Origin of the sequence: Idiomarina sp. H2, from assembly GCF_004364275.1 — a bacterium.
Classification (GTDB): Bacteria; Pseudomonadota; Gammaproteobacteria; order Enterobacterales; family Alteromonadaceae; genus Idiomarina; species Idiomarina loihiensis.
In genome coordinates, this window is the sequence record NZ_SNZY01000008.1 from 16,105 (window position 1) to 38,063 (window position 21,959).

Here is a 21,959-nt window from a genome sequence, read left to right on the forward strand (position 1 = left end):
ATACGCACCGTGTCTAAAAGCTTATTCACCCTCTACAACCTCCCTAATTCGTAAAAAGCTGGCAAAGCGTGGCACGCCATTACTGGTGTAGCCGTGATACTTGTAGGTAATGATACTGCCGACAGGCGGAGGGTTAGCGCGTTCGGCGTCGGTGAAGCCGGTGCCAATAGAAAATTCAATGCCTTGCTGATTGCGCACGCGCAGCGCACCGAGCATGTCGGTGTATTTACCTTTGCCGGGTAAATGCGCGATGACCTCGGCCTCATCGTCGAAATAGGGTTTTAATTTTAATAAAGCATCGCTTCTGCCCGACTGATGAAGCGCCGTTGCTAAGTGCAGCATTAGGCCTTCTGCGCCATGCTCAACCATAGCTTTCAGGTGTTCGCTTAACTCATGATTGGAATGAAACCGTTGCTGCTTAACCGGCCTAATATGCTCAGCGTTTATTTGCTCAATTAAGCTTGAATAATTTTTGTATCGCTCCTCGAAAGGCAGTTGCGCGTCAGGCATATCAAACACCATATATTTCACTTGCCGCCAACGGTTATTCTTTGGTGTTTGGGTTCGCACAATAGAACTTAATTCCTCAAAATTCTGGCGTTTTGTCCACAGCTCACCGTCAAGCCAAACGGCGGGTAGTGGTGCAGTAAACCATTCCGGAGCTGATATCAGATTGCCTTGTCGGGTCAGTAGTTGCGATCCTGTCCAAATGGCCCGGATACCATCGTATTTTTCACTTACTAAGTAGTTGCTAATGGGGATGGTATTGTCCTTTTCATACACTTTTGCCAGCTGAGTTTGCGTTGAGGCCTGCAACGCGGCTGCAGGAAAGGCACAAAAGGCAGCGATAAAAAATACCACTAAATAAACAAGATGAATTCTAGAGAGTTTTGGCATCCTTGCCTCTTATTTTGGAGCGAGTTGCAGCGCGTCTGCGCCAAGTATCATAAAGAGACTAGCACTGCTTACTAAGGTTGGCTGCATGCCAATGTCGCATTGTGAGATAAGCAAACCGATTTTCGCATTACATTATGAGTCAAATACGCAAAAACAGCGTATAAGAAGGTGTAATTCGCAAAACGGTGGTTCTAATGTCAGAGCAAAGTTCGAAACTTGTTATCTTCTTCGACGGTGGATGTCCGTTATGCGTGAAAGAAATGCGCCACTTAAGAAAACTGGATGAACAACGAAACATCCAGTTTGAGAATATTAACGAGCCGGATTTTAATCAGCGCTATCCTGCAGTAGACGTTGCTAAGGCTAACCAGTATTTACACGGGCAGACCCGTTCCGGTGAAATGATTTATGGTCTGGATGTAACCTATGCGGCCTGGTCGCAGGTGGGTAAAGGCTGGATGATCGCGGCTTTACGCTGGCCTGTCATTCGTTGGTTTGCCGATAAAGCCTACTTGTTTTTCGCGCGTTACCGTAACCGTATTTCGAAGCTGCTAACAGGGAAAGAGCGCTGCTCGCAGTGCTCGATTGACTGATATACTCTAACCGAAAAAATGATAACAAGAGTAGTTTCAATATGAAAAAACAATATCTGGCGTTATTGCTGGCGCCAATAATGAGCGTTGCAGCCGATGATCCCCCCAAAGTTAGTGCGCAAGAGTTTGTGAATTTACAGCAGGGAGCAAACGCCCATGAAGGCTTCCGCAGAGCTCACGCAAAAGGTATTTGCCTCAGTGGTGAGTTTCGTTCAAACGGGCAGTTAGCCGGCTATTCAAAAGCGGGACTATTTGAAACGGGCTCCATGCCGTTTATCGGGCGTTTTTCTGTTGCAGGGAATAATCCAACAGCGCCTGACTTAAAAGCACCGGTACGCAGTTTAGCTCTGAGCTTTGCCATGAGTTCGACCGAGCAATGGCGTATTGCAATGAATACGCCGCCGGTAATGGCTGTTAAAGATCCGCATACTTTTTACCAGCAAATTCAGGCGATTCAGGCAGGCCCAAAAGCAATACAAGCGTTTTTTGCCGAACACCCTGAGAGCAGTGAGTTTCTGAGCTGGAAAGCCCAATACCAACCCAGCGGAAGTTTTGCTGCGGAAACCTATAACAGCATTAACGCGTTTTATCTGGTGAATTCAAACGGCGAAAAGCAAGCCGTACGCTGGACTATGCAGCCTACGGTTTCAGTTTCTGCTGACAACTTAGAGGGTGTGGATGCTCTGCACCAGGAAATTACCAACCGGGTAGCGAAAGAAAATATTGTTTTCGACTGGGTCTTTACCTTGGCAAATGAGAAAGATGACGAGAACAATCCAACAAAGGCATGGCCTGACAGCCGTGAGCAGATTACGGCCGGGCAAATTGTTATTACCGGGGTAACGCCGCAGTTACAGGGCGAATGTCACGGTATAAATTACGACCCTCTGGTGTTACCAACCGGTATTGAGGCAACCCGTGACCCCATACTACGGGCTCGTTCCGCAGCTTATGCCGAGTCTTATCGTCGCAGAGCAAAAGAAGCGTTAATGGGCGAGCTGGAGGAGCAGGGTAATGAATAACACACAACAGTTTCCCTTGTCGATGCGCTTGTTCCACTGGGCTATGGCGGCTTTGGTGATTTCGATGCTGGCAGCTGGTTTATTGATGGTTCGTTCTTTAGAGCCTTGGCAGTTAAGCATTTTAACCGTGCACAAAGCCTTTGGTGTCGTGGCTGCCGCACTGGTTATGGCACGTTTAGTTAATCGTTTGTTTCATCAAGTTCCGCCACTACCCGGAGACTTATCAAGCCTGCAGACATTTGTCGCTAAGGCTTCTCACTGGCTGCTTTATTTGCTGTTGTTCGCCATGCCAATTTCAGGGTACTTAATGCAGTACTTTGCCGGGCGACCAATTGACGTATTTGGATGGTTCCGCTTACCGTCGGCACTTACTGTCAATATTGAGAACTATGCCATATTCCGGGAACTGCACGGCTGGCTGGCAATAGCTCTTATGGCACTGGTTGCTTTGCATGTTGCAGCTGCCTTGCATCATCACTTTATTCGCAAGGACACGGTTCTGAAAAGTATGCTTTAGTAGGTTATTGCCTAACGCTGTTTATATTGTGTTGGGCAGTAGCCGCGCGACACTTCCGCGGGGCGCAGTTTACGATGTTTAGTATTGCGCCCCGATACACGTTCCCGCCACAAGCGGAAGCTGCCCGGCTTAAGTTGCGAACGCATAAACTTAATAACCTGCTTTTCCTGCAGGCCAAATTGTTCTTCAATAGCTTCAAATGGCGTGCGATCTTCCCACGCCATTTCAATAACACGTGATACTTCAGATTCAGTCAGGTTCATAAACAGGCTGCCTAAGCGGTTTTATCGAATTACGTTCGCTTGTATTAATCGGATCTTCACAACTACACTGAACCTACTCTATAAACCGTAAAGATGACCTGCGTGTCTTCATTTTAAGATGTGCTGTACTAGGTTTAAAAGTGGAGAAAGCGAAACGCACTGATATTTTACTGATTAAGGGGGCAACTATGCCAGACGTTTGGCGCGACAAAGACGAGCGTATGTATCAGCATATTAAGCAGTCTCAGCTGGATGACGGAAAAAGTGAAGATGAAGCAGAGGAAATTGCCAGCCGCACTGTGAATAAGCAGCGACGCGAAGAGGGGCTTACCGATAACACCACTACTCAGGGGACAGGTAACCCCAATACCCGGCTGGAAGAGCGCACTAAAGATGAGTTATACAATAGGGCGCAACAGCTTGATATTGCTAACCGCAGCGAAATGACAAAAGACGAACTGATTGAGGCAATAAGGCAAAAGCAGTAAGGGATTAAAGCTGACGAATGACGGCTTTGGTGGTTTAATGAAATCATTGTGGCCGAAAGAAGAAATGCTGACTATGCTGGAACGTTTAGTGAAAACATCAAGCTCAAGGATGAGAAACGAAGCATGAACAACAAGCAAGTTCAGATATTTGAGAGTCAGGATGGGCAGGCACAACTGGAAGTGGCTTTGGAACAGGATACGGTTTGGCTGAACCAGACTCAGATGTCATTACTATTCAATACCTCGACTGATAACATCGGTTTGCACCTGAAGAATATTTATAGGGAAGGTGAATTGGAAGCAATGGCAACTACCGAGGATTTCTCGGTAGTTCGGCAAGAAGGTAAACGACAAGTCCGCCGTCGTGTAAAACATTACAACCTTGATGCCATTATTTCTGTGGGCTACCGCGTGAGCTCCAAACGCGCGACACAGTTCCGCCAATGGGCAACCCGAATATTAAAAGAGCACCTGGTTGAAGGCTACACTTTAAACCAACGTCGGCTGCAAGAGCGGGGCGTTGAGTTTGAACAGGCTCTGAATCTACTCAGTCGTACACTGAGCAAACAAGGCTTGGTATCTGAAGCTGGTGAAGCCGTTGCTCAGGTTATAAGTGAGTACGCTCGTTCCTGGTCACTGCTGCAAGGTTATGACGAGCAAGCTTTAGCGGAAATAGGCACCAGACAAAATGGTATGCAGGCTCTGGATCCAGATAATGCAGCCGATGCCATTCAACAGCTTAGAAAAACACTTATAGCTAAAGGCGAAGCCACTGAATTATTCGGACAGGTTCGTGGGAACGGGCTTTCCTCGGCATTAGCGACCATAGAACAAGGGTTTGCAGATGAGCTGTTTTACCCGAACATAGCCAGCCGTGCTGCCCACTTATTGTACTTTGTAATTAAAAACCATCCACTAGCCGACGGCAATAAACGCTCCGGTTCTTTCCTATTTTTGTGGTATCTGCGATTAAATCAGCATTTATTAGCTAAGCCTGTTGAGCGGTTGATTAACGACAACACTCTCGTGGCTCTGGCACTACTGGTAGCTGAGAGCTTACCAAATCAAAAAGAGCTGATGATTCGTTTGATAGAACACTTTATTCTGCTGAAGGAGCCAGCCGATAACTAAGGATTAAAGCTGACGAATGTCTGTTTTGGTGGTTTAATATAGCCACCAGTTTGGGAAATAAAGCAGTCAAATTGTCATGGCCGACACGCAGTACATAACCAAAAATCGTCTTTCGCAAGAAGTGAATAAAGCCCGCGTATGGGTCGCTATTATTGGCGCACCTATTGCGGGCTTTTTAATGTACAAATTACCAAACTTCTGGTGGATTGTCGGACTAAGCTACCTCTTCAGCGTTATTGGTGTGGCATCCACTAAACGTTCAGGCGCCAGAGGCGAATTGAAAACACTGAAGCTACTAAAAAAGCTTCCCGATAGCTATGTGCTGTTTAATCAGGTCGACGTACCCAACCCACGAGCAAAACGAGGCTTTACTGAGCTGGATTTAATCGTGGTGGGCCCTAACGGTGTGTTTGTTGTGGAAGTGAAAAACAACAACTCAAAAGTAACGGGAGATGAGCAATCTCCTAATTGGATAGCCCATAAAGTGGGCCGCAAAGGTGGCCGGTATACAGCCAAAGTTCGGAATCCAATAAAGCAGTTAAAAAAGCAAATACATGTATTGGCAGAGCATTTGAAGAAAAACCGCGCATCTACCTGGATAGACGGAGTTGTGTTTTTTTCACACCGCAGCGCACGGGTTAAGTTGTCTTCACCTCCCAGCGTGCCCGTTCTTGAACGTAAAGGACTGGTCGAGTATATTTTGAACTATCAGCCCAAGCGGGCACCTTCGAATATTGATACCGTCGTGCAGCAGTTAGTAACGCTTAAAAAGTGACAGATAAATGAATAAATACCATAGCTTCAAAGAGAAACTTAATGAGCACATGCTAAAAATTCCTAAATGGATAAGATTGGCTTTGATCTTTCTTCCCTATTTTCTCTTGTTTTATTTTGAGTTGGGATTTTGGGGACAATTGTATGGGGCTATGCTTGTGTTGTTGGCTTTTTATATTACCCCTGACGCTTTTGGGAATCGGTCGCACAACCGAAGCGAAGTAAAAAATATGATGGCGTTGCTGGGTGTACAGGGTGAGCAATTGCGTGTAGGACTTGAGCAGGTGCCGGCTAAAAAGTTAAAGCGAGTGGCTGTTGGTGAATATGATAAAAACTCAGCTATTTTGAGTTTTCCTTTTAACTACCAAATTAGCCATCATTATGTGTTTCCGATTCAGCAATTTGACTCCGTTCAGAACTTCTTTAAGACGAATTACCCCCAAGTTGAGTTGATCACCTAATTCTTCACACCTTCGCCATCATTTGTTAACAAAAGCGTAACAAAGTTCTTTTAATGTGGCCTAGTGTGTGGTACTTATGAGTTGTGGTTTTTTTGTTAACAAACAGATTAACTGCAGCGCTAATACCATAATTAAAAAAGTTGTATCAAAAAAGCAGAGGGTCATAACATGGATCATTCAGAAGAACTGCAAAAGGTTAATGACAAGTCTGGTAAGGGTCGCGCGGCAAAACGTAAATGGCGTGAAATAGAGCAGCTAAAAGAGAAGTACCGGTTGCGGGAAGAACTCTCTGATATGGATTACTCGCTTGAACTCGATTTAGAAGAAATCGAACTATAAAAAAGAACGCCGTCTGGGTTAGCTCAGACGGCGTTCTGCTTTTGGGCTTACTGCTCTCGTTTTTAGAAAGAGCTTAGCGAATTTGTGCCAGCATTTGTTTTAATGCTTTTGGCGCACCGGCTGCTATATTGCCCGATTGAATGTAGTTGTGGCCACCTTGAAAGTCACTGACTATGCCACCGGCTTCGCGAACCAATAATTCGCCAGCCAACATATCCCAGGGCTTAAGACCCATTTCCCAGAAGGCGTCGTGGCGTGCTGCCGCAACGTAAGCTAAGTCTAGTGCTGCTGCGCCTGCACGACGAACATCGGCACAGTGCTCAAACAACTTGCTGAACATTTCCAGGTATTCCGGTAAACGGTTTTTCATTTTGAACGGGAAACCCGTTGCTAAAATAGCGCCTTTTAATTCCACTTTAGGTGAAATACGTAAACGACGACCATTTAGCTGCGCACCGGCGCCGCGGGTAGCGGTAAATAATTCTTCGCGCATAGGATCGTAAACAACGGCCTGTTGAACAGAGCCTTTGTGAAGCAACGCTATAGAGATACAAAAATGGGGGATACCGCGCATGTAATTGGTGGTGCCGTCTAGCGGATCAATAACCCACTGGAAGTCGTTTTCTTTTCCAGCTTGAGTACCGCTTTCTTCTGCGATGATGCCGTGATCAGGGTAAGACTTTTTGATGGTGTTGATAATAGCCTGCTCTGCGGCTTTATCCATATCAGTAACCCAGTCGTTCAAACCTTTTGATTCGGCTTCAACAGGACTGCCCTGGTCGAAATTTTTAACTAAAATTTTGCCGGCCGCACGCGCTGCGCGCACCGCAATATTTAACATCGGATGCATACCAATTACCTGTGCTGTAAAAGAACAATTTTCGGTCGCGGATCATACCAGTGTTACGGTATCATGCCAAACTTTTCCATAAGCCGAGAAAAACTCAAGGGAAACGCCATGCTTGATAACATTCGTATTGTTCTGGTGAATACGTCTCATACCGGAAACATAGGCTCTGTCGCCCGTGCCATGAAGACTATGGGGTTGTCTAAATTAACCCTAGTTGACCCTGTGCAGGAGCCTGACAGTCACGCATCGGCGTTGGCCGCTGGCGCAACCGATATTCTGGCGTCGGCGACTATTGTGGATACTCTGCAGGAAGCTATAGCCGACTGTGGTCTGGTTATTGCCACTAGCGCTCGTAATAGAACATTGGATTGGCCGCTGTTAGGCCCGCGAGAGTGTGCGGCAAAAGTATTGGAGGAGACCAGTCAGCATCAGGTTGCTCTGGTATTTGGCCGTGAAAACAGTGGATTAACCAACGAAGAGCTACAGCAAAGTCAGTTTCATTTACACATACCAACTAACCCCGATTACAGCTCGCTGAACCTGGCTATGGCGGTGCAGACTGTAAGTTATGAGCTACGCATGCAGTGGCTGGAATCGAAACAACGCGCTCCGGAAAATTTACCGGAGTACCCGCGCGCTGAAGATTTAGAACGGTTTTATGAGCATCTTGAAAAGACTCTGGGTCAGACTGGGTTCATTGTTCCTCAGCACCCCGGACAAGTCATGACGAAATTGCGTCGTTTATTTAACCGAGCCCGCCCGGAAGAAAATGAAATTAATATTTTACGTGGCATCTTAGCCTCTGTGGACAAATCAACGGGTAATACTTGACTAAAATAGTCGGGAATGTAGAATCTCAATACATTAACGATGAATTAAACAGCAGAGGAAACCACCATGCGCCTGACGTCAAAAGGTCGATACGCAGTAACAGCTATGCTGGACGTTGCGCTTTTTACGGCAAATGGTCCCGTGCCGTTAGCGGATATTTCTGAGCGTCAGGGAATATCTCTGTCGTATTTAGAGCAGTTGTTTTCGCGCTTACGTAAGCACGGGTTGGTGGACAGTGTGCGAGGTCCCGGTGGTGGTTATCGTCTGGGCTGTGCCGCAAACGATATTTCTGTTGGTGCCGTTATTCACGCGGTGGACGAGTCAATTGATGCAACACGTTGTCAGGGTAAAGCTAACTGTCAGGGCGGCGAACGTTGTCTGACCCACTCTTTGTGGGAAGGGTTAAGCGACAGAATATCCGACTTTCTTGACGGTATTACGCTGGCCGAGTTGATGAAGAAAGAGGACGTCGGTGACGTTCTGAATAGGCAGAATGCGTTGCATAACCACAGTGAAGAAGAGATTAAGTTAAACTCTCACCTATAATATTGCCTTTAAGTTGTCAGGAGCAAGCAAGTGTCTAAGTTACCTCTTTATTTTGATTATGCTGCAACCACGCCGGTAGACCCTGTTGTAGCAGAAAAAATGATGGGATGTTTAACGCAGGATGGCTTGTTTGGTAACCCGGCATCGCGTTCGCATAAGTACGGCTGGCAGGCAGAAGAAGCTGTCGATATTGCCCGGAATCAGGTTGCTGACCTTATTAATGCCGACGCGCGCGAAATTGTTTTTACCTCAGGTGCGACTGAGTCAGATAACCTCGCCATAAAAGGCGCAGCTCAGTATTACTCAGATAAAGGTAAACACGTTATTACACTTAAAACCGAGCACAAAGCGGTTTTAGATACCTGTGCGCAGCTGGAAAAAGAAGGCTTTGAAGTGACGTATCTGGATGTCGGAACAGACGGCTTGCTGGATATGGATTTGTTCCGCTCAGCCTTGCGCGAAGATACGGTGTTAGTGAGCGTAATGCTGGTTAATAACGAAATTGGCGTGCTTCAGGATATAACCACTATAGGTCAATTGTGCCGTGAAAATGGCACAATATTTCATGTTGATGCTGCACAGGCCGCCGGAAAACTTCCGATGAATATGGCCACGTTACCTGTTGATTTAATGTCACTTTCTGCGCACAAGATGTATGGGCCTAAAGGTATTGGCGCATTGTATGTACGCCGCACTCCGCGAGTTCGGCTGCTGGCGCAAATGCATGGCGGCGGTCACGAGCGGGGCATGCGTTCAGGCACGTTACCAACTCACCAGATTGTTGGTATGGGTGTTGCGGCGGAACTTGCCCGTAACGAGCTGGAACTGGAGCCTGCAAGAGTGGAAAACCTGCGTCAGCGACTATGGAAGGGGGTGAACCAGTTAGAAGGTGTAACTTTGAATGGCTCTGAACAGCAACGCGTGCCGCATATTACTAACATCAGTTTTGCCGGGGTTGATGGCGAATTGCTGCTAATGGCGTTAAAAGATCTTGCGCTTTCTTCGGGCTCGGCCTGCACCTCTGCTAGCGTTGAGCCTTCGTATGTCCTTAGTGCTTTAGGGGTTGGGCATGAACTGGCAATGAGTTCACTGCGCTTTAGCATTGGGCGTTACACTTCCGAAGAAGACATTGACAGTGCGATAGAGCTTATCCACCGCACTGTAGGTACTTTGCGAGGCGCTGCTTAGTCCTTAAGCAGGCCAGCAAAGGTTTTACGGAATTTAGCCAGCTTGGGTGAAATTACCGCCTGACAATACGGGTTTTCCGGGTTTCTGGCGTAATAATTTTCGTGATAGTCCTCTGCCGGGTAAAAAGTCCCTAACTCAGTGATTTCCGTTACGATGGGAGCCGCAAATGCTGCATCGGCTTCAAGTTCCGCAATAATATTTTCCGCTTCGCGTTTTTGCGCGTCGTTATGATAGAAAATTGATGTGCGATATTGCGTACCCACATCGTTGCCCTGACGATTGACCTGAGTTGGATCGTGCAGAGTGAAAAAGATTTCTAAGATTTGACGGTAAGAGATCTGCTCTGGGTCGTACTGGAGTTGTGCAACTTCGGCATGTCCTGTTTCGCCACTGCAAACCTGCTCGTAAGTTGGATCGATGGTATGCCCGCCAGTGTAGCCCGATTTAACCGACTGAATGCCTTTTACCTGGAGGAAGGCTGACTCAACACACCAGAAGCAACCTCCGCCCAGGGTGGCTTGTTCATATTCATTGTTCGCCATGTCAGAACTCCTTATCGTCAAATAGACGTCCATATGGCTATATAAGTTCTCTCATCCTAGCTGAGAATAAGTGAAAAAACAATCACTGGGTATTCGATTTCTGCGCTGATCTCACGTATAATCCGCGCGACTAATTTATCCCTTTATTTTATTGGAGTTTATAACCATGGCTTTAGAGCGCACTCTATCAATTATCAAGCCTGATGCAGTTGCAAAAAACTTAATCGGCGCTATCTACAACCGTTTTGAATCTGCTGGCCTACGCATTGTCGGTGCTAAAATGATGCACTTAAGCAAAGAACAGGCGGAAGGTTTCTACGCTGAACACAAAGAACGTCCTTTCTTTGGCGCTTTGGTTGAATTCATGACTTCAGGTCCTATCGTTGTTCAGGTTCTTGAAGGTGAAGACGCTGTGCGTAAAAACCGTGACATTATGGGTGCTACGAATCCTGCAGAAGCACTGGCAGGAACTATCCGTGCCGACTATGCTGAAACTATAGACGAAAATGCGGTACACGGTTCAGATGCAACTGAATCTGCTGCGCGCGAAATCTCTTACTTCTTCAGCGACGAAGAAGTTTGCCAGCGCACTCGTTAAGACGTAAGAAAATATAGCCTGACGGGAACGTCAGGCTACATCAGAACACCGGAGCTTTATGACCAACGCAATAGATAAAAAAGTGAACTTACTCGACCTGAATCGTGAGGGAATTAAAGAGTTCTTTCGTGAGATGGGTGAGAAACCATTTCGTGCTGAACAGGTAATGAAGTGGCTGTATCACTTTTGTGTCGATGACTTTGATGAGATGACGAATCTTAATAAAGCCTTGCGTGAAAAGCTCAAGCAAGTCGCAGAAATACGCGCGCCTGAAGTTCGCGAACAACAGCAGTCATCGGACGGTACGATTAAGTTCGCCATGACCCTGTTCGACGGTCAGGACGTGGAAACAGTATGGATACCCGAAGGGGATCGCGCTACTTTGTGCGTGTCCTCTCAGGTTGGTTGTGCATTAGAATGCACTTTCTGCTCAACCGGGGCTCAGGGCTTTAACCGTAACCTCAGTGTGGCAGAAATCATCGGTCAGGTATGGCGGGTGAATCAGCTGTTAGGGGCTTATGGCAAGACCGGAATTAAACCCGTAACGAACGTGGTTATGATGGGCATGGGGGAACCTTTGCTTAACTTAAACAATGTAGTTCCGGCAATGGAGCTAATGTTAGATGACCTGGGTTTCGGTTTATCCAAACGCCGCGTTACGTTAAGTACTTCAGGTGTTGTTCCTGCGTTGGAAAAACTGCGTGAACGCATTGATGTGATGTTGGCTATTTCGTTGCACGCGCCAGACGATGAGTTGCGCAACGAGATTGTACCTATTAATAAGAAGTACAATATTGAAGAATTTCTGGCATCCAGCCGTCGTTATGTTGAGCAGTCAAAAGCTCAGCGTAAAGTAACGGTAGAGTATGTCATGCTGGACCATGTGAACGATTCAACCGATCAGGCACATGCGCTGGCAAAAACCTTAAAAGATACCCCAAGTAAAATTAATCTTATTCCATTTAATCCTTTCCCGGGTTCGGACTACGGACGCTCCAGTAACTCGCGAATTGACCGTTTTGCCAAAGTGCTTATGGAGTACGGTTTGACGGTAATGGTACGGAAGACTCGTGGGGATGATATCGATGCAGCTTGCGGGCAATTAGTGGGCGATGTCATCGATCGTACAAAACGTATACTGAAACGTCAGCAGAAACAACGTGGTGGGGAAGCAATAGCTGTAAAGACCACGTAAATTAACAGAATCGCAGGCACAAGGAGTGTGATAATGCGAACCGCTTTATTATTGATAGCCGCAGCGCTATATGGTTGTACCGCTAACCCTGAACAGTCGGTATCTGTGGGTAATGATGTACGGTTGCAGCTTGGACTTGCTTATTTGGCGCAAGGGAAATTGAAGCTTGCGCATCCGCATTTGCAAACCGCATTGACGAACAATCCCCGGTCTCTGGATGCCAATCTTGCCTTAGGGCAATGGTATTTAGCGACAAATGACGTTGATTCTGCTTTGTCACTTTACCAACAGACATTATCATGGCAACCTATGAGCGGTGCATTGTACAATAACTATGCGGTTGCACTGTGTGTGGCTGGTGACTGGGAAAAAGCACTCAGGTATTTTGATAAAGTGACATTGGATCCAGCGTATCCACATCATGCCAGAGCTGAGGCCAATAAAGCCGAATGTCTGGCTCGGGTAGGTCACGACGCAGCTCAACCATAACAGGGAAACCCCTTACAATCATGACTGCTGAAAACGAATCAACACAAGATAACAAAAAGCCAGAATCGGAAGCGGCACAAGAAACAGAGCAAAAGCCGAGTAAAGGTCCTGGTGAAATTCTGAGAGAAGCTCGTGAAGCTAAAGGTTTAGAGCAACGCGAGGTTGCAGACCAGTTGCGTTTGCGAAAGCAGATTATTGAATTGCTGGAAGCCGATGATTATTCAACTTTCTCTACGGCAACCTTTATTAAAGGTTATTTACGCTCCTACGCCAAACTGCTTGATTTAGACGATACCGAGCTATTTGAGGCTTATAAAGCCAGAGGCTATAAAGAAGTTGAAAGCAGCCAGATGCAGAGCTTCTCAAGACGTAAAAAGCATGAAGAAAGCGACAACCGCTTAATGTTAATCACTTATGTGGTTATCATTATTGTTGTGGCCTTGGTTATTTGGTGGTGGCAAGAGCCGGATCTTGGTTTTAGTGAAGGCGAAACTGGCACGCAGGAAAGTTCAGAAGTTTCTCCGGTAAATACTGATGATGAAGCTGATAACGTCGGTGATATTGAAATTTCAAACCAGCCGACAGAGCCACAAATTGCGCCGAATGAAGATGAAGCTATATTAGAGTCAGAAGTTGAAGCTGATGACACGAATGTTGCGGTCGAGTCGGTACAAGAACCCGTTAGTGAAAGCGGCGAGAATGACAACGAGAATAACGACGAATCGCAGGCCGCTAACACTGATTCGGCGGCTAATGATGTTAACGATACCCAAGAGTTACCAACTGAAACTGCCGAGCAGACAGATAACCAAGCTGAAACTTCGGTCGAGTCAGAAGCTGTTGAGTCGTCGCCGCAACCAGAAGCGGTTTCAGCCAGCCTGGTGTTAGAGTTTAATGAAGAATGCTGGGTTAAAATTGATGATGCTTCCGGTGAAACTCAGGCTGTTGGTGTAAAGGCTGCAGGCTACCGTATGCCAGTCCCTGGCGAAGCGCCTTTTTCAGTAACACTGTGTAAACCTGAAGCTGTTAATGTCAGCTTTAACGGTAATGCCTTTAATATGGATCAGTTCCGGACTGGTCGCGTCGCGCGCTTTACCGTACCGTCAGAAGAGCAGTAGAGGTCAATTTAAGGTTATGATGCACGAAAATCCAATTAAACGCCGTCCTTCACGCCGCTTGTATGTAGGTAATGTGCCTATTGGCGATGGCGCACCGATTGCTGTGCAGTCCATGACAAATACTGAAACAACCGATGTTGATGCGACCGTAGCGCAAATCGAAGCGCTGGCTCAAGCTGGTGCCGATATTGTTCGTGTGTCTGTACCAACAATGGAAGCCGCCGAAGCTTTTAAGCAAATAAAGCAGCGCAGTCCAGTGCCTTTAGTCACTGACATTCATTTTGATTACCGTATTGCGCTTAAAGTTGCCGAATATGGTGCGGATTGCCTACGTATTAATCCGGGCAATATTGGTCACGAAGACAGAATTAAAGCTGTAGTAGATGCAGCACGTGAGCGTAACATTCCAATTCGTATTGGAGTTAATGGCGGTTCGTTAGAAAAAGATCTACAAGAAAAGTATGGGGAACCCACAGCTGAGGCGTTAGTCGAATCCGCAATGCGGCATGTCAATATTCTCTATAAGCTGGACTTTTACGATTTTAAAGTCAGCGTTAAAGCTTCCGATGTATTTTTAGCCGTTGAATCGTATCGCTTACTGGCACAGAAAATTGATCAACCACTGCACTTAGGTATTACCGAAGCTGGCGGTAAGCGTAGCGGTGCGGTTAAGTCCTCAGTTGGTTTAGGCATGTTGCTGGCAGAGGGTATTGGTGACACGCTGCGAGTTTCGCTCGCTGCCGACCCTGTTGAAGAAATTAAAGTTGGCTTTGATATATTAAAGTCACTGCGTATTCGTGCGCGGGGCATTAATTTTATTGCCTGCCCAAGTTGTTCCAGACAAGAGTTCGATGTTATCAACACCGTTAATGCCTTAGAGGAACGTCTTGAAGATATTACTATTCCCATGGATGTTTCAATTATAGGCTGTGTGGTTAATGGTCCGGGCGAGGCTCTGGTATCGCACGTAGGTCTTGCCGGAGCAAAAAACAAAAGTGGCTTGTACATTGGCGGAGCACGCCAAAAACTCCGGCTGGACAACCAAAATTTAGTGGATGAGCTGGAAGCTCAAATTCGCGAACAGGTTAAGTTCATTGAAGCTAATAAAATTGACGTAAAAGAAATTAACGGTTGATTTTACCCGCATCGACAAAGTCCCTATAATACCCGCTTATTTTCTGTATCGATAACCAGACGAGAAGGTTCCGTGGCGAATACAATCCAAGCAATTCGTGGCATGAATGATTTGTTGCCAGAGCAGAGTCCGGCCTGGCAGCAGGTTGAAGCAGTAATACGGCGTGTTGCTGCAAGCTACGGGTATAGCGAAATCCGTATGCCAGTGCTGGAAAGCACACAACTGTTTAAACGCTCTATTGGTGAAGTTACCGATATTGTCGAAAAAGAAATGTATACCTTTGATGACCGCAATGGCGAAAGCGTAACCTTGCGTCCGGAAGGGACAGCGAGCTGCGTGCGTGCGGGTAATCAGCACGGTTTGTTGTACAACCAAATTCAGCGTTTGTGGTACATGGGGCCTATGTTCCGTTACGAACGTCCGCAAAAAGGTCGTTATCGCCAGTTTCATCAGTTTGGTATTGAAACCTTTGGTTTAGAAAGCGCCGATGCCGACGCGGAAGTTATTCTGCTTTCAGCCAGATTATGGCGTGAGTTTGGTCTTGCCGATCAGGTAGAGCTGCAACTGAACTCTCTGGGGTCTAATGAAGCTAGGGCGAATTACCGCGATGCGTTAAAAGCCTACTTGTCTGACTATGAAAGTGAGCTGGATGAAGACAGTAAACGCAGGCTCGAAAGTAACCCGCTGCGTATTCTGGACAGTAAAGATGAAAATACCCAGAAGATTCTGCAAGGTGCGCCAAGTCTATCCGAATACTGGGACGCTGAGTCAAAAGAGCATTTTGAGCAATTAACCGCTCGCCTGGAAGCTGCCGGTATTTCGTATACCTTAAACGAACGTTTGGTTCGTGGTCTGGATTATTACAACCGTACCGTGTTTGAATGGGTTACCACGGCTCTGGGCGCTCAGGGAACTGTTTGTGCCGGTGGTCGTTATGACGGTCTGGTTGAACAATTAGGCGGTAAGGCTACGCCTGCAGTCGGTTTTGCCATGGGCATGGAACGTTTGGTGCTGTTGCTACAGGAACAAGGTAAGCTCACCCCAAGACGAGTGGTTGATGCTTACTTAATGCCGCTAGGCGAAGAAGCGGAACTAAATGCCCCGCGAATTGCCGAACAGCTGAGAAATGAGTTGCCGGAACTGCGACTGGTAAGCCACTGTGGTGGCGGTTCTATGAAGAAACAAATGAAGAAAGCCGATAAGTCGGGTGCACAAGTGGCACTCATTATCGGTGCGGATGAAATCGCTCAGCAGCAGGTAACCGTAAAACCGTTACGCACTGCTGAAGAACAACAAACTCTGGGCTGGCAGGCACTTATTGAGTTTCTGCAGCCGCTGACAAGAGGGTAGTCAGGTGGATAATACCGAAGAACAACAAGTAGAACGTTTAAAAGAGTTTTGGAAAGAACACGGTAAAGGTATTGTTGCCGGCGTGGTTATTGGCTTTGGTTTGTTTTATGGCTGGCGTTATTATGACCAGCATACGCTGGAAACTCAGCAGCGTGCTTCAGCAAATTACGAGCAATTGACGGCCGAACTCTCTGAAGGTAGCGAGAACGCGGTACTGGAAGCGCAAGAGTTTGTCAGCGAGAACCCCAAAAATGTTTACGCGCAGTTGGTGGCTTTGCAGTTGGCTCAGCACTCGGTGGAGCGCGCTGACTTAGCAACAGCGGTTACTGCGTTACAGTCGGTAGTCGACAGCGCTGAAGACGAAAACATGTCGGCCTTAGCCAGTATCCGGTTAGCTCGGGTATTAATTGCTCAGGAACAGCTTGACGCTGCTTTAAGTCTGGTTAAGAAACCGTTGCCAGAAGCTTATGCGGGCTTTGCCGCAGAGCTTGAAGGCGACATTTTGGCTGAGCAGGGTAATACCGAAGAAGCTCGTGCCGCATACGAACGCGCATTGCAGGCTGGTGAGTCATTGACTCCGGCGCTGCAAATGAAACTCAACAGCCTGGTTAAGTCATAATGCAATTGATTAAACGCTTTACCAAAGGCAGTTTGTTATTGACTGCTGCAGTTCTTGTTAGTGGTTGCTCTATATTCGGCGACGATGATGAAGAGCCTAAGTTTGCTGTACTTCAGCCTATTTCCGAGCAAGTACAAGCAAAAGTTTTATGGGACGCCTCAGTTGGAAGCGGTATAGGTGAGCACTTCTCCCGACTGAATCCTGTGGTTGAATATGGCAAGGTTTTCGCCGCCGACCGAAATGGCATCGTCAGCGCATTTGATAAGTCCACAGGTGAACGCCTTTGGCGAATTGATCTACGTCAGCGCATTACATTTGATGAAGCAACCGACGAAGGCTGGTTCAGCGGCTTATTCGCAAGCCCTTTTCCCGCGCGTATATCGGGTGGCTTAGTTGCTCGCTACGACCGTGTTTTTCTGGGTACTGAAAATGGTGACGTCGTTGCTCTGGATGCTGAAACTGGTGATGTCGTCTGGCATACCGAAGTGAACAACGAAGTCATGTCAGATCCTGCTGTTGGTGAGGGACGTGTGGTTGTGCATACCGGTGGCGGAAAAGTCATTAGCCTGGACGCTGAAACCGGTGAAGAGCAATGGGAATACGAATATCAGACCCCCATGCTGACGGTGCGTGGGGCATCGGCTCCGGCAATTATCAGTGGCGGTATTGTAGTTGGCGACAGCAACGGTTCCGGTATGGTGCTAATTGCTGACAGCGGACAACAAGCCTGGAGTCAGCCTATCGGTAAGCCCAGCGGAAGTACCGAGCTGGAGCGTTTAGCCGACGTTGACGCAAAACCCGCTACGCAGGGAACTACCTTGTATATGGTTGCGTTTAACGGAGAGCTGGTCGCGCTTGAACTCATGAGTGGCGAAGTACGTTGGAAACGCGACTACAAAGCATTTGAAAACATGTTGGTGACTAGTGGCCGAATTTTCTTAACCGATGTGAACAGCCACGTTTACTCACTTGACCAGAGCGGTGGTATTGAGCGTTGGAGTAACACCGAGCTGTTTGGGCGTAAGCTAAGCGCGCCCGCATGGCATCGCGGTAATATTGTTGTTGGTGACTTTGAAGGCTACTTGCATTGGCTGGACAGTGAAACCGGCAACATTGTTGGTCGTTACGACGTTGGCGGCGATGGAGTCTATGTTGCTCCTGTCGTGGATAACAACATTATGTATGTACAAACTCGGGACGGTGATATCATCGCGCTCGATACTCAATCAGGAAATGAATAAGAGATGTTACCTGTTGTCGCGCTCGTCGGGCGCCCAAATGTGGGGAAATCCACGCTTTTTAATCGTTTAACGCGAACTCGCGACGCACTGGTAGCGGACTTTCCCGGGTTAACCCGGGATCGTAAATACGGTCAGGCAAATTACGACGGTTATCAATTTATTGTTATTGATACCGGTGGTATTCATGGTGATGAAGAAGGCATTGACGAAGAAATGGCAAAGCAGTCGCTGCTTGCTGTTGACGAAGCCGATGTGGTTCTTTTCATGGTGGACGCGCGTGACGGTGTTACCGTTGGTGATCAAGCCATTGCTGACCATTTGCGTAAGCAGAATAAGAAAGTTTACCTGGTCTGTAATAAAATTGACGGTATTGATGCCCATTCGGCAATGGCCGACTTCTATTCGTTATCTTTAGGCGAACTTTACGGTATTGCGGCGGCTCATGGCCGTGGTGTTGAGCAGTTACTGGAAATTTGCTTTAAGCCAATAGCGGAAGAATACCCCGATGTTATCGTGCCCAAGGACGTTGAGTCTGAAGAGCTAGAGCATGATGAAATAGACTACGATAAGCTGCCACTTAAACTGGCTATTGTTGGTCGTCCGAACGTCGGTAAATCAACTTTAATCAATCGCATATTAGGTGAAGAGCGGGTTGTCGTTTATGACATGCCAGGCACTACTCGCGATTCCGTGTATATTCCTATGCAGCGGAACGAGCGGGAATATGTTCTGATTGATACCGCAGGAGTCCGTCGGCGTGGGCGTATTGGTGAGGCTATCGAGAAGTTTTCGGTGGTTAAGACCCTGCAGGCAATTGAGGATGCAAACGTTGTCCTTATTGTCGTTGATGCACGTGAAACTATCAGTGATCAGGATCTCAACTTAATTGGCTTTGCATTAAATGCCGGTCGTTCAATTGTTATTGCGGTGAATAAGTGGGATGGTTTGCAAAACGACCACAAAGAAGAGATAAAGCGCGAGCTGGATAGACGCTTAGGCTTCGTTGACTTCGCCCGTTTGCATTTTATTTCCGCGCTGCACGGTACAGGTGTTGGTCATTTATTTGAGTCGGTTGAAGAGGCTTATGCCAGCGCAACACAACGCATTAGTACCTCTAAGCTAACGAAAATAATGGAAATGGCGCAGGAAGAGCATCAGCCGCCACTGGTGAGCGGTCGCCGGGTGAAACTTAAATATGCGCACGCAGGTGGCTATAATCCACCACGTATTATTATTCATGGCAACCAGGTAAAGGATTTACCGGGGGCTTATCAGCGCTATTTAATTAACTACTTCCGGAAATCTCTGGGCGTTATGGGTACGCCAATAAAAGTAGAATTCCGTGAACCGGTTAACCCTTATGAAGGTAAGAAAAACCAACTTACTTTGTCGCAGCAGCGAAAACGCAGACGCTTGATGAAGTTTCTGAAGAAGAAAAAATAGTTTTAAACGAGAAAGCCTGCTAATTGAGCAGGCTTTTCTTTATCTATTAATTAAAGTCTGAGGGGCTAAAACGGTACTCGGTCAGGCAATAATCACAGGTCATCATAATTTCGCCTTCCTCGGCTAAAATTTCCTGAATTTCTTCCGGGCTAACTGAAGCCAATGCCTCTAACGTGCGTTCACGCGAGCAGCCGCAAACAAAGCTGACTTCCTGTGACGGGTACAGATGCACTTGCTCTTCATGATAAAGACGATGCAATAGCTCTTCAGCCGGTAGTGTGAAAATTTCTTTGGCAGTAATCGTATCGGTTAAAGTGGCCAAATGTTCGAACCCGGTTAAGTCCTTCCCTGTTGCGGGCAGGCGTTGTAACAACATGCCTGCGGCGTGTTCGCCATCGGCATATAACCAAACCCGGGTGTGCAATTGCTCTGACTGTTCGAAGTAGTTTTCGAGCATCTCAGAAATGGAATCGGCATCTGCGCCGACAACGCCCTGATAACGTTCACCAGTATCCGGGGTTAAGGTAATGACCAACTGACCTTTTCCTATCATCGATTGTAAATCCGTTGCACCAAGCTCGGATTTTAATCGTGCGATGCCTCTTAACTCCTGATTATGATTGCCATTAACCGCAATAAAGTTAAGTGGCCCATCGCCCTGAAGTTGCACCGCAATATGGCCTTCAAACTTTAAAGTGGCAGTTAGTAGTGATACTGCGGCCATCATTTGCCCAAGTAACTCCTGAACAGGTGCAGGATAGTTATGACCACGGAGCAAAGTTTGATAGCTGCTGGTCAACTGAACGAGCTCACCTCGCACATCTTGCTCTTCAAAGGTGTAGCGTGACAATTGATCAGTTGGGTATTCCATGGGCACTCCTGTTTATCGACAACAAGCGATTTATTCACCGCTATCTTTCATTCTGATAAGTTGACGGCGCTGTTTTTTATCTGGCCGTCCATCCGGGTGCGGATTATACAACGCATTAAGCTTTCTTGCTTCCGCATTTTTCTCGCGCTTTTCTATGCTCTCAGGAGTTTCTCTGTAGAGTAGTTGCGCCTCGCTGGCACCGCGGCGTTGCTCACTTAGCTCCATGACTTCAACTTCTTTTGTATCGAAGCCCTGCCGCAAAGTGATAATAGCGCCAACCTGCACTACCTTAGAAGGCTTGCTACGTTGCCCGTCATAATGTACTTTGCCTGACTGAATCATTTGTCGGGCAAGTGCTCTGGTTTTGTAGAATCTTGCTGCCCACAGCCATTTATCCAGACGAATGGGGCTTTCTTTTCGAGTTTTTGTCATAAAAACGCAACGAATTCGTTATAAACTTTGTGTTAATCGATTGTTGACTCATGTCGCCTGCGCTAGAATGCATGAATCGCCTTTTGTCAGTGTAACAAGAATAAGAATAAAGTGACTGCCCGACTCCAACAAATATTTAAAGATACTCAAATGTGGCGCCGCTTAATGCAAGCGCTAACGGCTTTCGCATGGTTTTTGGTTGCGGTATTGCTGGCCCGGTTTACCTGGTCACTGATTAACCCTGCAGAGCCTGACGACAGCGCGGTGTTACCTATAGTTACGGTTGATTCTACTGCAACTGGTTCGATGAATTTAGAGACTTTAACGACGCTGAATCTTTTCGGAGCAGCAGAGCGGGGGAACCGTCCTAAAAGCGTTCAAAATGCGCCGAAAACATCATTAAACGTCCGTCTGATAGGCGTCTCTGCCAGCTCTAACCCTGAACGTTCAGCAGCTATTATTCAGCAAGGCAGCAAGCAACAAACCTACATTATTGGTGAGAGCCTGGGCAGTTCATCGGTGACTGTAGAAGAGATTCATGCCGATCGCGTTATTCTTGATAATAACGGCCGATTAGAAACGTTGAAAATGGAAGACATTGGTGAGGACAGGCCTGCACTGTCTTTAATTGTAGGTGACTCAGATAACTCTGGTGCGCTGGTACCTGTCGATAGTGATGACAGCAATCCGGTTAATGATGATGCGACTGTTGAACAACAGTTGGCCCAGGTTGCTGATAATCCTTCGTCGTTACTCGATTACGTGAATATTTCGCCAGTACAAATTAATGGCGAGTTAAAAGGATACAAACTGAATTCAGGCAAGAACCCCGAGTTATTTCGGGATGCTGGATTCCAGAATGGTGATCTTGCAGTGGCGATTAACGGCTACGATTTGACCGACATGGAGCAGGCCATGCTTGCTAGTCAGGAACTGTCGGAACAAGAGCGGGTTACCATAGAAATTGAGCGCGGCGGTGAAAGGATGGAACTGTCGTTTGAGCTACCGGTAAAACAGGATAATTGA

Annotated in this window: 27 protein-coding genes; 21 read left to right on the forward strand and 6 right to left on the reverse strand. The window is 47.0% G+C overall.

The window, feature by feature from the left end; genetic code table 11:
- Positions 1 to 21: 21 nt before the first annotated feature.
- On the reverse strand, positions 22 to 897 hold the full coding sequence (locus tag DET62_RS10915) for a DNA ligase (RefSeq protein WP_110013916.1): 876 nt from the start codon (positions 895 to 897) through the stop codon (positions 22 to 24).
- A 194-nt stretch (positions 898 to 1,091) separates the two neighbouring features.
- Here DET62_RS10915 and DET62_RS10920 point away from each other — a divergent pair, with 194 nt between their 5' ends.
- The 3 genes from DET62_RS10920 to DET62_RS10930 are packed head-to-tail and all read left to right on the forward strand — an operon-like array spanning position 1,092 to position 3,029.
- Positions 1,092 to 1,490: a DUF393 domain-containing protein gene (locus DET62_RS10920; RefSeq protein WP_110013917.1), complete on the forward strand. Its 399-nt coding sequence runs from the start codon at positions 1,092 to 1,094 to the stop codon at positions 1,488 to 1,490.
- A 41-nt stretch (positions 1,491 to 1,531) separates the two neighbouring features.
- Entirely contained in the window at positions 1,532 to 2,512 is a 981-nt protein-coding gene (locus tag DET62_RS10925) for a catalase family peroxidase (protein ID WP_110013918.1), read from the forward strand.
- Positions 2,505 to 3,029, forward strand: a complete 525-nt coding sequence (locus tag DET62_RS10930) for a cytochrome b (RefSeq protein WP_110013919.1) — start codon at positions 2,505 to 2,507, stop codon at positions 3,027 to 3,029. Before DET62_RS10925 ends, DET62_RS10930 begins: the two co-directional genes overlap by 8 nt.
- A gap of 11 nt (positions 3,030 to 3,040) precedes the next feature.
- Here DET62_RS10930 and DET62_RS10935 read toward each other — a convergent pair whose 3' ends face one another.
- On the reverse strand, positions 3,041 to 3,292 hold the full coding sequence (locus DET62_RS10935; RefSeq protein WP_011235278.1) for a TIGR03643 family protein: 252 nt from the start codon (positions 3,290 to 3,292) through the stop codon (positions 3,041 to 3,043).
- Positions 3,293 to 3,480: 188 nt separating this feature from the next.
- On the opposite strand from DET62_RS10935, the gene DET62_RS10940 reads away from it, so the two are divergent.
- The 5 genes from DET62_RS10940 to DET62_RS10960 all read left to right on the forward strand — a co-directional run bounded on the left by DET62_RS10940 (position 3,481) and on the right by DET62_RS10960 (position 6,485).
- Positions 3,481 to 3,780 carry a Rho termination factor N-terminal domain-containing protein gene (locus DET62_RS10940; RefSeq protein ID WP_011235276.1) on the forward strand — a complete coding sequence of 100 codons (300 nt, stop codon included), beginning with the start codon at positions 3,481 to 3,483 and terminating at the stop codon, positions 3,778 to 3,780.
- A 123-nt stretch (positions 3,781 to 3,903) separates the two neighbouring features.
- On the forward strand, positions 3,904 to 4,911 hold the full coding sequence (locus DET62_RS10945; RefSeq protein WP_110013920.1) for a virulence protein RhuM/Fic/DOC family protein: 1,008 nt from the start codon (positions 3,904 to 3,906) through the stop codon (positions 4,909 to 4,911).
- A 76-nt stretch (positions 4,912 to 4,987) separates the two neighbouring features.
- A complete protein-coding gene (locus DET62_RS10950) occupies positions 4,988 to 5,686 on the forward strand; it encodes a nuclease-related domain-containing protein (RefSeq protein WP_110013921.1) in 699 nt (232 codons plus the stop codon).
- 7 nt (positions 5,687 to 5,693) lie between these two features.
- On the forward strand, positions 5,694 to 6,146 hold the full coding sequence (locus DET62_RS10955; RefSeq protein ID WP_034822364.1) for a hypothetical protein: 453 nt from the start codon (positions 5,694 to 5,696) through the stop codon (positions 6,144 to 6,146).
- 168 nt (positions 6,147 to 6,314) lie between these two features.
- On the forward strand, positions 6,315 to 6,485 hold the full coding sequence (locus DET62_RS10960) for a DUF3545 family protein (RefSeq protein ID WP_011235272.1): 171 nt from the start codon (positions 6,315 to 6,317) through the stop codon (positions 6,483 to 6,485).
- A gap of 73 nt (positions 6,486 to 6,558) precedes the next feature.
- Here the strand turns inward: DET62_RS10960 and suhB are convergent, their stop codons facing one another.
- A complete protein-coding gene (gene suhB, locus DET62_RS10965; RefSeq protein WP_011235271.1) occupies positions 6,559 to 7,335 on the reverse strand; it encodes an inositol-1-monophosphatase in 777 nt (258 codons plus the stop codon).
- 108 nt (positions 7,336 to 7,443) lie between these two features.
- Here suhB and trmJ point away from each other — a divergent pair, with 108 nt between their 5' ends.
- From trmJ to DET62_RS10980, 3 genes are all read left to right on the forward strand, one after another.
- Positions 7,444 to 8,166, forward strand: a complete 723-nt coding sequence (trmJ, locus tag DET62_RS10970; protein ID WP_011235270.1) for a tRNA (cytosine(32)/uridine(32)-2'-O)-methyltransferase TrmJ — start codon at positions 7,444 to 7,446, stop codon at positions 8,164 to 8,166.
- A gap of 66 nt (positions 8,167 to 8,232) precedes the next feature.
- A complete protein-coding gene (gene iscR, locus DET62_RS10975) occupies positions 8,233 to 8,712 on the forward strand; it encodes a Fe-S cluster assembly transcriptional regulator IscR (protein ID WP_011235269.1) in 480 nt (159 codons plus the stop codon).
- A gap of 30 nt (positions 8,713 to 8,742) precedes the next feature.
- Positions 8,743 to 9,900, forward strand: coding sequence for an IscS subfamily cysteine desulfurase (locus DET62_RS10980; protein WP_110013922.1), 1,158 nt, complete (start codon positions 8,743 to 8,745; stop codon positions 9,898 to 9,900).
- Here the strand turns inward: DET62_RS10980 and msrA are convergent.
- Positions 9,897 to 10,442 (reverse strand): peptide-methionine (S)-S-oxide reductase MsrA, encoded by a 546-nt coding sequence (msrA, locus tag DET62_RS10985; protein ID WP_110013923.1) that lies wholly within the window; start codon positions 10,440 to 10,442, stop codon positions 9,897 to 9,899. The two genes, DET62_RS10980 and msrA, sit on opposite strands and share 4 nt — an antisense overlap.
- Before the next feature lie 166 nt (positions 10,443 to 10,608).
- Here msrA and ndk point away from each other — a divergent pair, with 166 nt between their 5' ends.
- The 9 genes from ndk (at position 10,609) to der (ending at position 19,630) form a co-directional block, all read left to right on the forward strand.
- On the forward strand, positions 10,609 to 11,040 hold the full coding sequence (gene ndk / locus DET62_RS10990) for a nucleoside-diphosphate kinase (protein ID WP_011235266.1): 432 nt from the start codon (positions 10,609 to 10,611) through the stop codon (positions 11,038 to 11,040).
- A gap of 58 nt (positions 11,041 to 11,098) precedes the next feature.
- Entirely contained in the window at positions 11,099 to 12,235 is a 1,137-nt protein-coding gene (locus tag DET62_RS10995; RefSeq protein ID WP_011235265.1) for a bifunctional tRNA (adenosine(37)-C2)-methyltransferase TrmG/ribosomal RNA large subunit methyltransferase RlmN, read from the forward strand.
- 33 nt (positions 12,236 to 12,268) lie between these two features.
- Positions 12,269 to 12,724, forward strand: coding sequence for a tetratricopeptide repeat protein (locus tag DET62_RS11000; RefSeq protein ID WP_110013924.1), 456 nt, complete (start codon positions 12,269 to 12,271; stop codon positions 12,722 to 12,724).
- 20 nt (positions 12,725 to 12,744) lie between these two features.
- Positions 12,745 to 13,842 carry a RodZ domain-containing protein gene (locus DET62_RS11005; protein ID WP_110013925.1) on the forward strand — a complete coding sequence of 366 codons (1,098 nt, stop codon included), beginning with the start codon at positions 12,745 to 12,747 and terminating at the stop codon, positions 13,840 to 13,842.
- A 16-nt stretch (positions 13,843 to 13,858) separates the two neighbouring features.
- Positions 13,859 to 14,977 carry a flavodoxin-dependent (E)-4-hydroxy-3-methylbut-2-enyl-diphosphate synthase gene (gene ispG, locus DET62_RS11010; RefSeq protein WP_011235262.1) on the forward strand — a complete coding sequence of 373 codons (1,119 nt, stop codon included), beginning with the start codon at positions 13,859 to 13,861 and terminating at the stop codon, positions 14,975 to 14,977.
- A 72-nt stretch (positions 14,978 to 15,049) separates the two neighbouring features.
- The gene (gene hisS, locus DET62_RS11015; protein WP_110013926.1) at positions 15,050 to 16,327 is read left to right on the forward strand and encodes a histidine--tRNA ligase; all 1,278 of its coding nucleotides are present in this window, start codon (positions 15,050 to 15,052) and stop codon (positions 16,325 to 16,327) included.
- A gap of 4 nt (positions 16,328 to 16,331) precedes the next feature.
- Positions 16,332 to 16,946 (forward strand): tetratricopeptide repeat protein, encoded by a 615-nt coding sequence (locus DET62_RS11020; protein WP_011235260.1) that lies wholly within the window; start codon positions 16,332 to 16,334, stop codon positions 16,944 to 16,946.
- Entirely contained in the window at positions 16,946 to 18,187 is a 1,242-nt protein-coding gene (gene bamB / locus DET62_RS11025) for an outer membrane protein assembly factor BamB (protein WP_110013927.1), read from the forward strand. The genes DET62_RS11020 and bamB overlap by 1 nt, the downstream gene beginning before the upstream one ends.
- A gap of 3 nt (positions 18,188 to 18,190) precedes the next feature.
- The gene (der, locus tag DET62_RS11030) at positions 18,191 to 19,630 is read left to right on the forward strand and encodes a ribosome biogenesis GTPase Der (RefSeq protein WP_034822384.1); all 1,440 of its coding nucleotides are present in this window, start codon (positions 18,191 to 18,193) and stop codon (positions 19,628 to 19,630) included.
- A 46-nt stretch (positions 19,631 to 19,676) separates the two neighbouring features.
- Here der and hslO read toward each other — a convergent pair whose 3' ends face one another.
- Positions 19,677 to 20,501: an Hsp33 family molecular chaperone HslO gene (gene hslO, locus DET62_RS11035; protein ID WP_110013928.1), complete on the reverse strand. Its 825-nt coding sequence runs from the start codon at positions 20,499 to 20,501 to the stop codon at positions 19,677 to 19,679.
- Between the two features lie 30 nt (positions 20,502 to 20,531).
- Positions 20,532 to 20,933 (reverse strand): ribosome-associated heat shock protein Hsp15, encoded by a 402-nt coding sequence (gene hslR, locus DET62_RS11040; protein ID WP_110013929.1) that lies wholly within the window; start codon positions 20,931 to 20,933, stop codon positions 20,532 to 20,534.
- 150 nt (positions 20,934 to 21,083) lie between these two features.
- Here hslR and gspC point away from each other — a divergent pair, with 150 nt between their 5' ends.
- Positions 21,084 to 21,959 (forward strand): type II secretion system protein GspC, encoded by an 876-nt coding sequence (gene gspC / locus DET62_RS11045; protein WP_011235255.1) that lies wholly within the window; start codon positions 21,084 to 21,086, stop codon positions 21,957 to 21,959.

Coding starts and splice junctions, on each gene's coding strand:
- DET62_RS10915 (WP_110013916.1), bottom strand. CDS start 897: ATGCCAAAACTCTCTAGAATTCATCTTGTTTATTTAGTGGTATTTTTT.
- DET62_RS10920 (WP_110013917.1), top strand. CDS start 1,092: ATGTCAGAGCAAAGTTCGAAACTTGTTATCTTCTTCGACGGTGGATGT.
- DET62_RS10925 (WP_110013918.1), top strand. CDS start 1,532: ATGAAAAAACAATATCTGGCGTTATTGCTGGCGCCAATAATGAGCGTT.
- DET62_RS10930 (WP_110013919.1), top strand. CDS start 2,505: ATGAATAACACACAACAGTTTCCCTTGTCGATGCGCTTGTTCCACTGG.
- DET62_RS10935 (WP_011235278.1), bottom strand. CDS start 3,292: ATGAACCTGACTGAATCTGAAGTATCACGTGTTATTGAAATGGCGTGG.
- DET62_RS10940 (WP_011235276.1), top strand. CDS start 3,481: ATGCCAGACGTTTGGCGCGACAAAGACGAGCGTATGTATCAGCATATT.
- DET62_RS10945 (WP_110013920.1), top strand. CDS start 3,904: ATGAACAACAAGCAAGTTCAGATATTTGAGAGTCAGGATGGGCAGGCA.
- DET62_RS10950 (WP_110013921.1), top strand. CDS start 4,988: ATGGCCGACACGCAGTACATAACCAAAAATCGTCTTTCGCAAGAAGTG.
- DET62_RS10955 (WP_034822364.1), top strand. CDS start 5,694: ATGAATAAATACCATAGCTTCAAAGAGAAACTTAATGAGCACATGCTA.
- DET62_RS10960 (WP_011235272.1), top strand. CDS start 6,315: ATGGATCATTCAGAAGAACTGCAAAAGGTTAATGACAAGTCTGGTAAG.
- suhB (WP_011235271.1), bottom strand. CDS start 7,335: ATGCATCCGATGTTAAATATTGCGGTGCGCGCAGCGCGTGCGGCCGGC.
- trmJ (WP_011235270.1), top strand. CDS start 7,444: ATGCTTGATAACATTCGTATTGTTCTGGTGAATACGTCTCATACCGGA.
- iscR (WP_011235269.1), top strand. CDS start 8,233: ATGCGCCTGACGTCAAAAGGTCGATACGCAGTAACAGCTATGCTGGAC.
- msrA (WP_110013923.1), bottom strand. CDS start 10,442: ATGGCGAACAATGAATATGAACAAGCCACCCTGGGCGGAGGTTGCTTC.
- ndk (WP_011235266.1), top strand. CDS start 10,609: ATGGCTTTAGAGCGCACTCTATCAATTATCAAGCCTGATGCAGTTGCA.
- DET62_RS10995 (WP_011235265.1), top strand. CDS start 11,099: ATGACCAACGCAATAGATAAAAAAGTGAACTTACTCGACCTGAATCGT.
- DET62_RS11000 (WP_110013924.1), top strand. CDS start 12,269: ATGCGAACCGCTTTATTATTGATAGCCGCAGCGCTATATGGTTGTACC.
- DET62_RS11005 (WP_110013925.1), top strand. CDS start 12,745: ATGACTGCTGAAAACGAATCAACACAAGATAACAAAAAGCCAGAATCG.
- ispG (WP_011235262.1), top strand. CDS start 13,859: ATGATGCACGAAAATCCAATTAAACGCCGTCCTTCACGCCGCTTGTAT.
- bamB (WP_110013927.1), top strand. CDS start 16,946: ATGCAATTGATTAAACGCTTTACCAAAGGCAGTTTGTTATTGACTGCT.
- der (WP_034822384.1), top strand. CDS start 18,191: ATGTTACCTGTTGTCGCGCTCGTCGGGCGCCCAAATGTGGGGAAATCC.
- hslO (WP_110013928.1), bottom strand. CDS start 20,501: ATGGAATACCCAACTGATCAATTGTCACGCTACACCTTTGAAGAGCAA.
- hslR (WP_110013929.1), bottom strand. CDS start 20,933: ATGACAAAAACTCGAAAAGAAAGCCCCATTCGTCTGGATAAATGGCTG.
- gspC (WP_011235255.1), top strand. CDS start 21,084: ATGTGGCGCCGCTTAATGCAAGCGCTAACGGCTTTCGCATGGTTTTTG.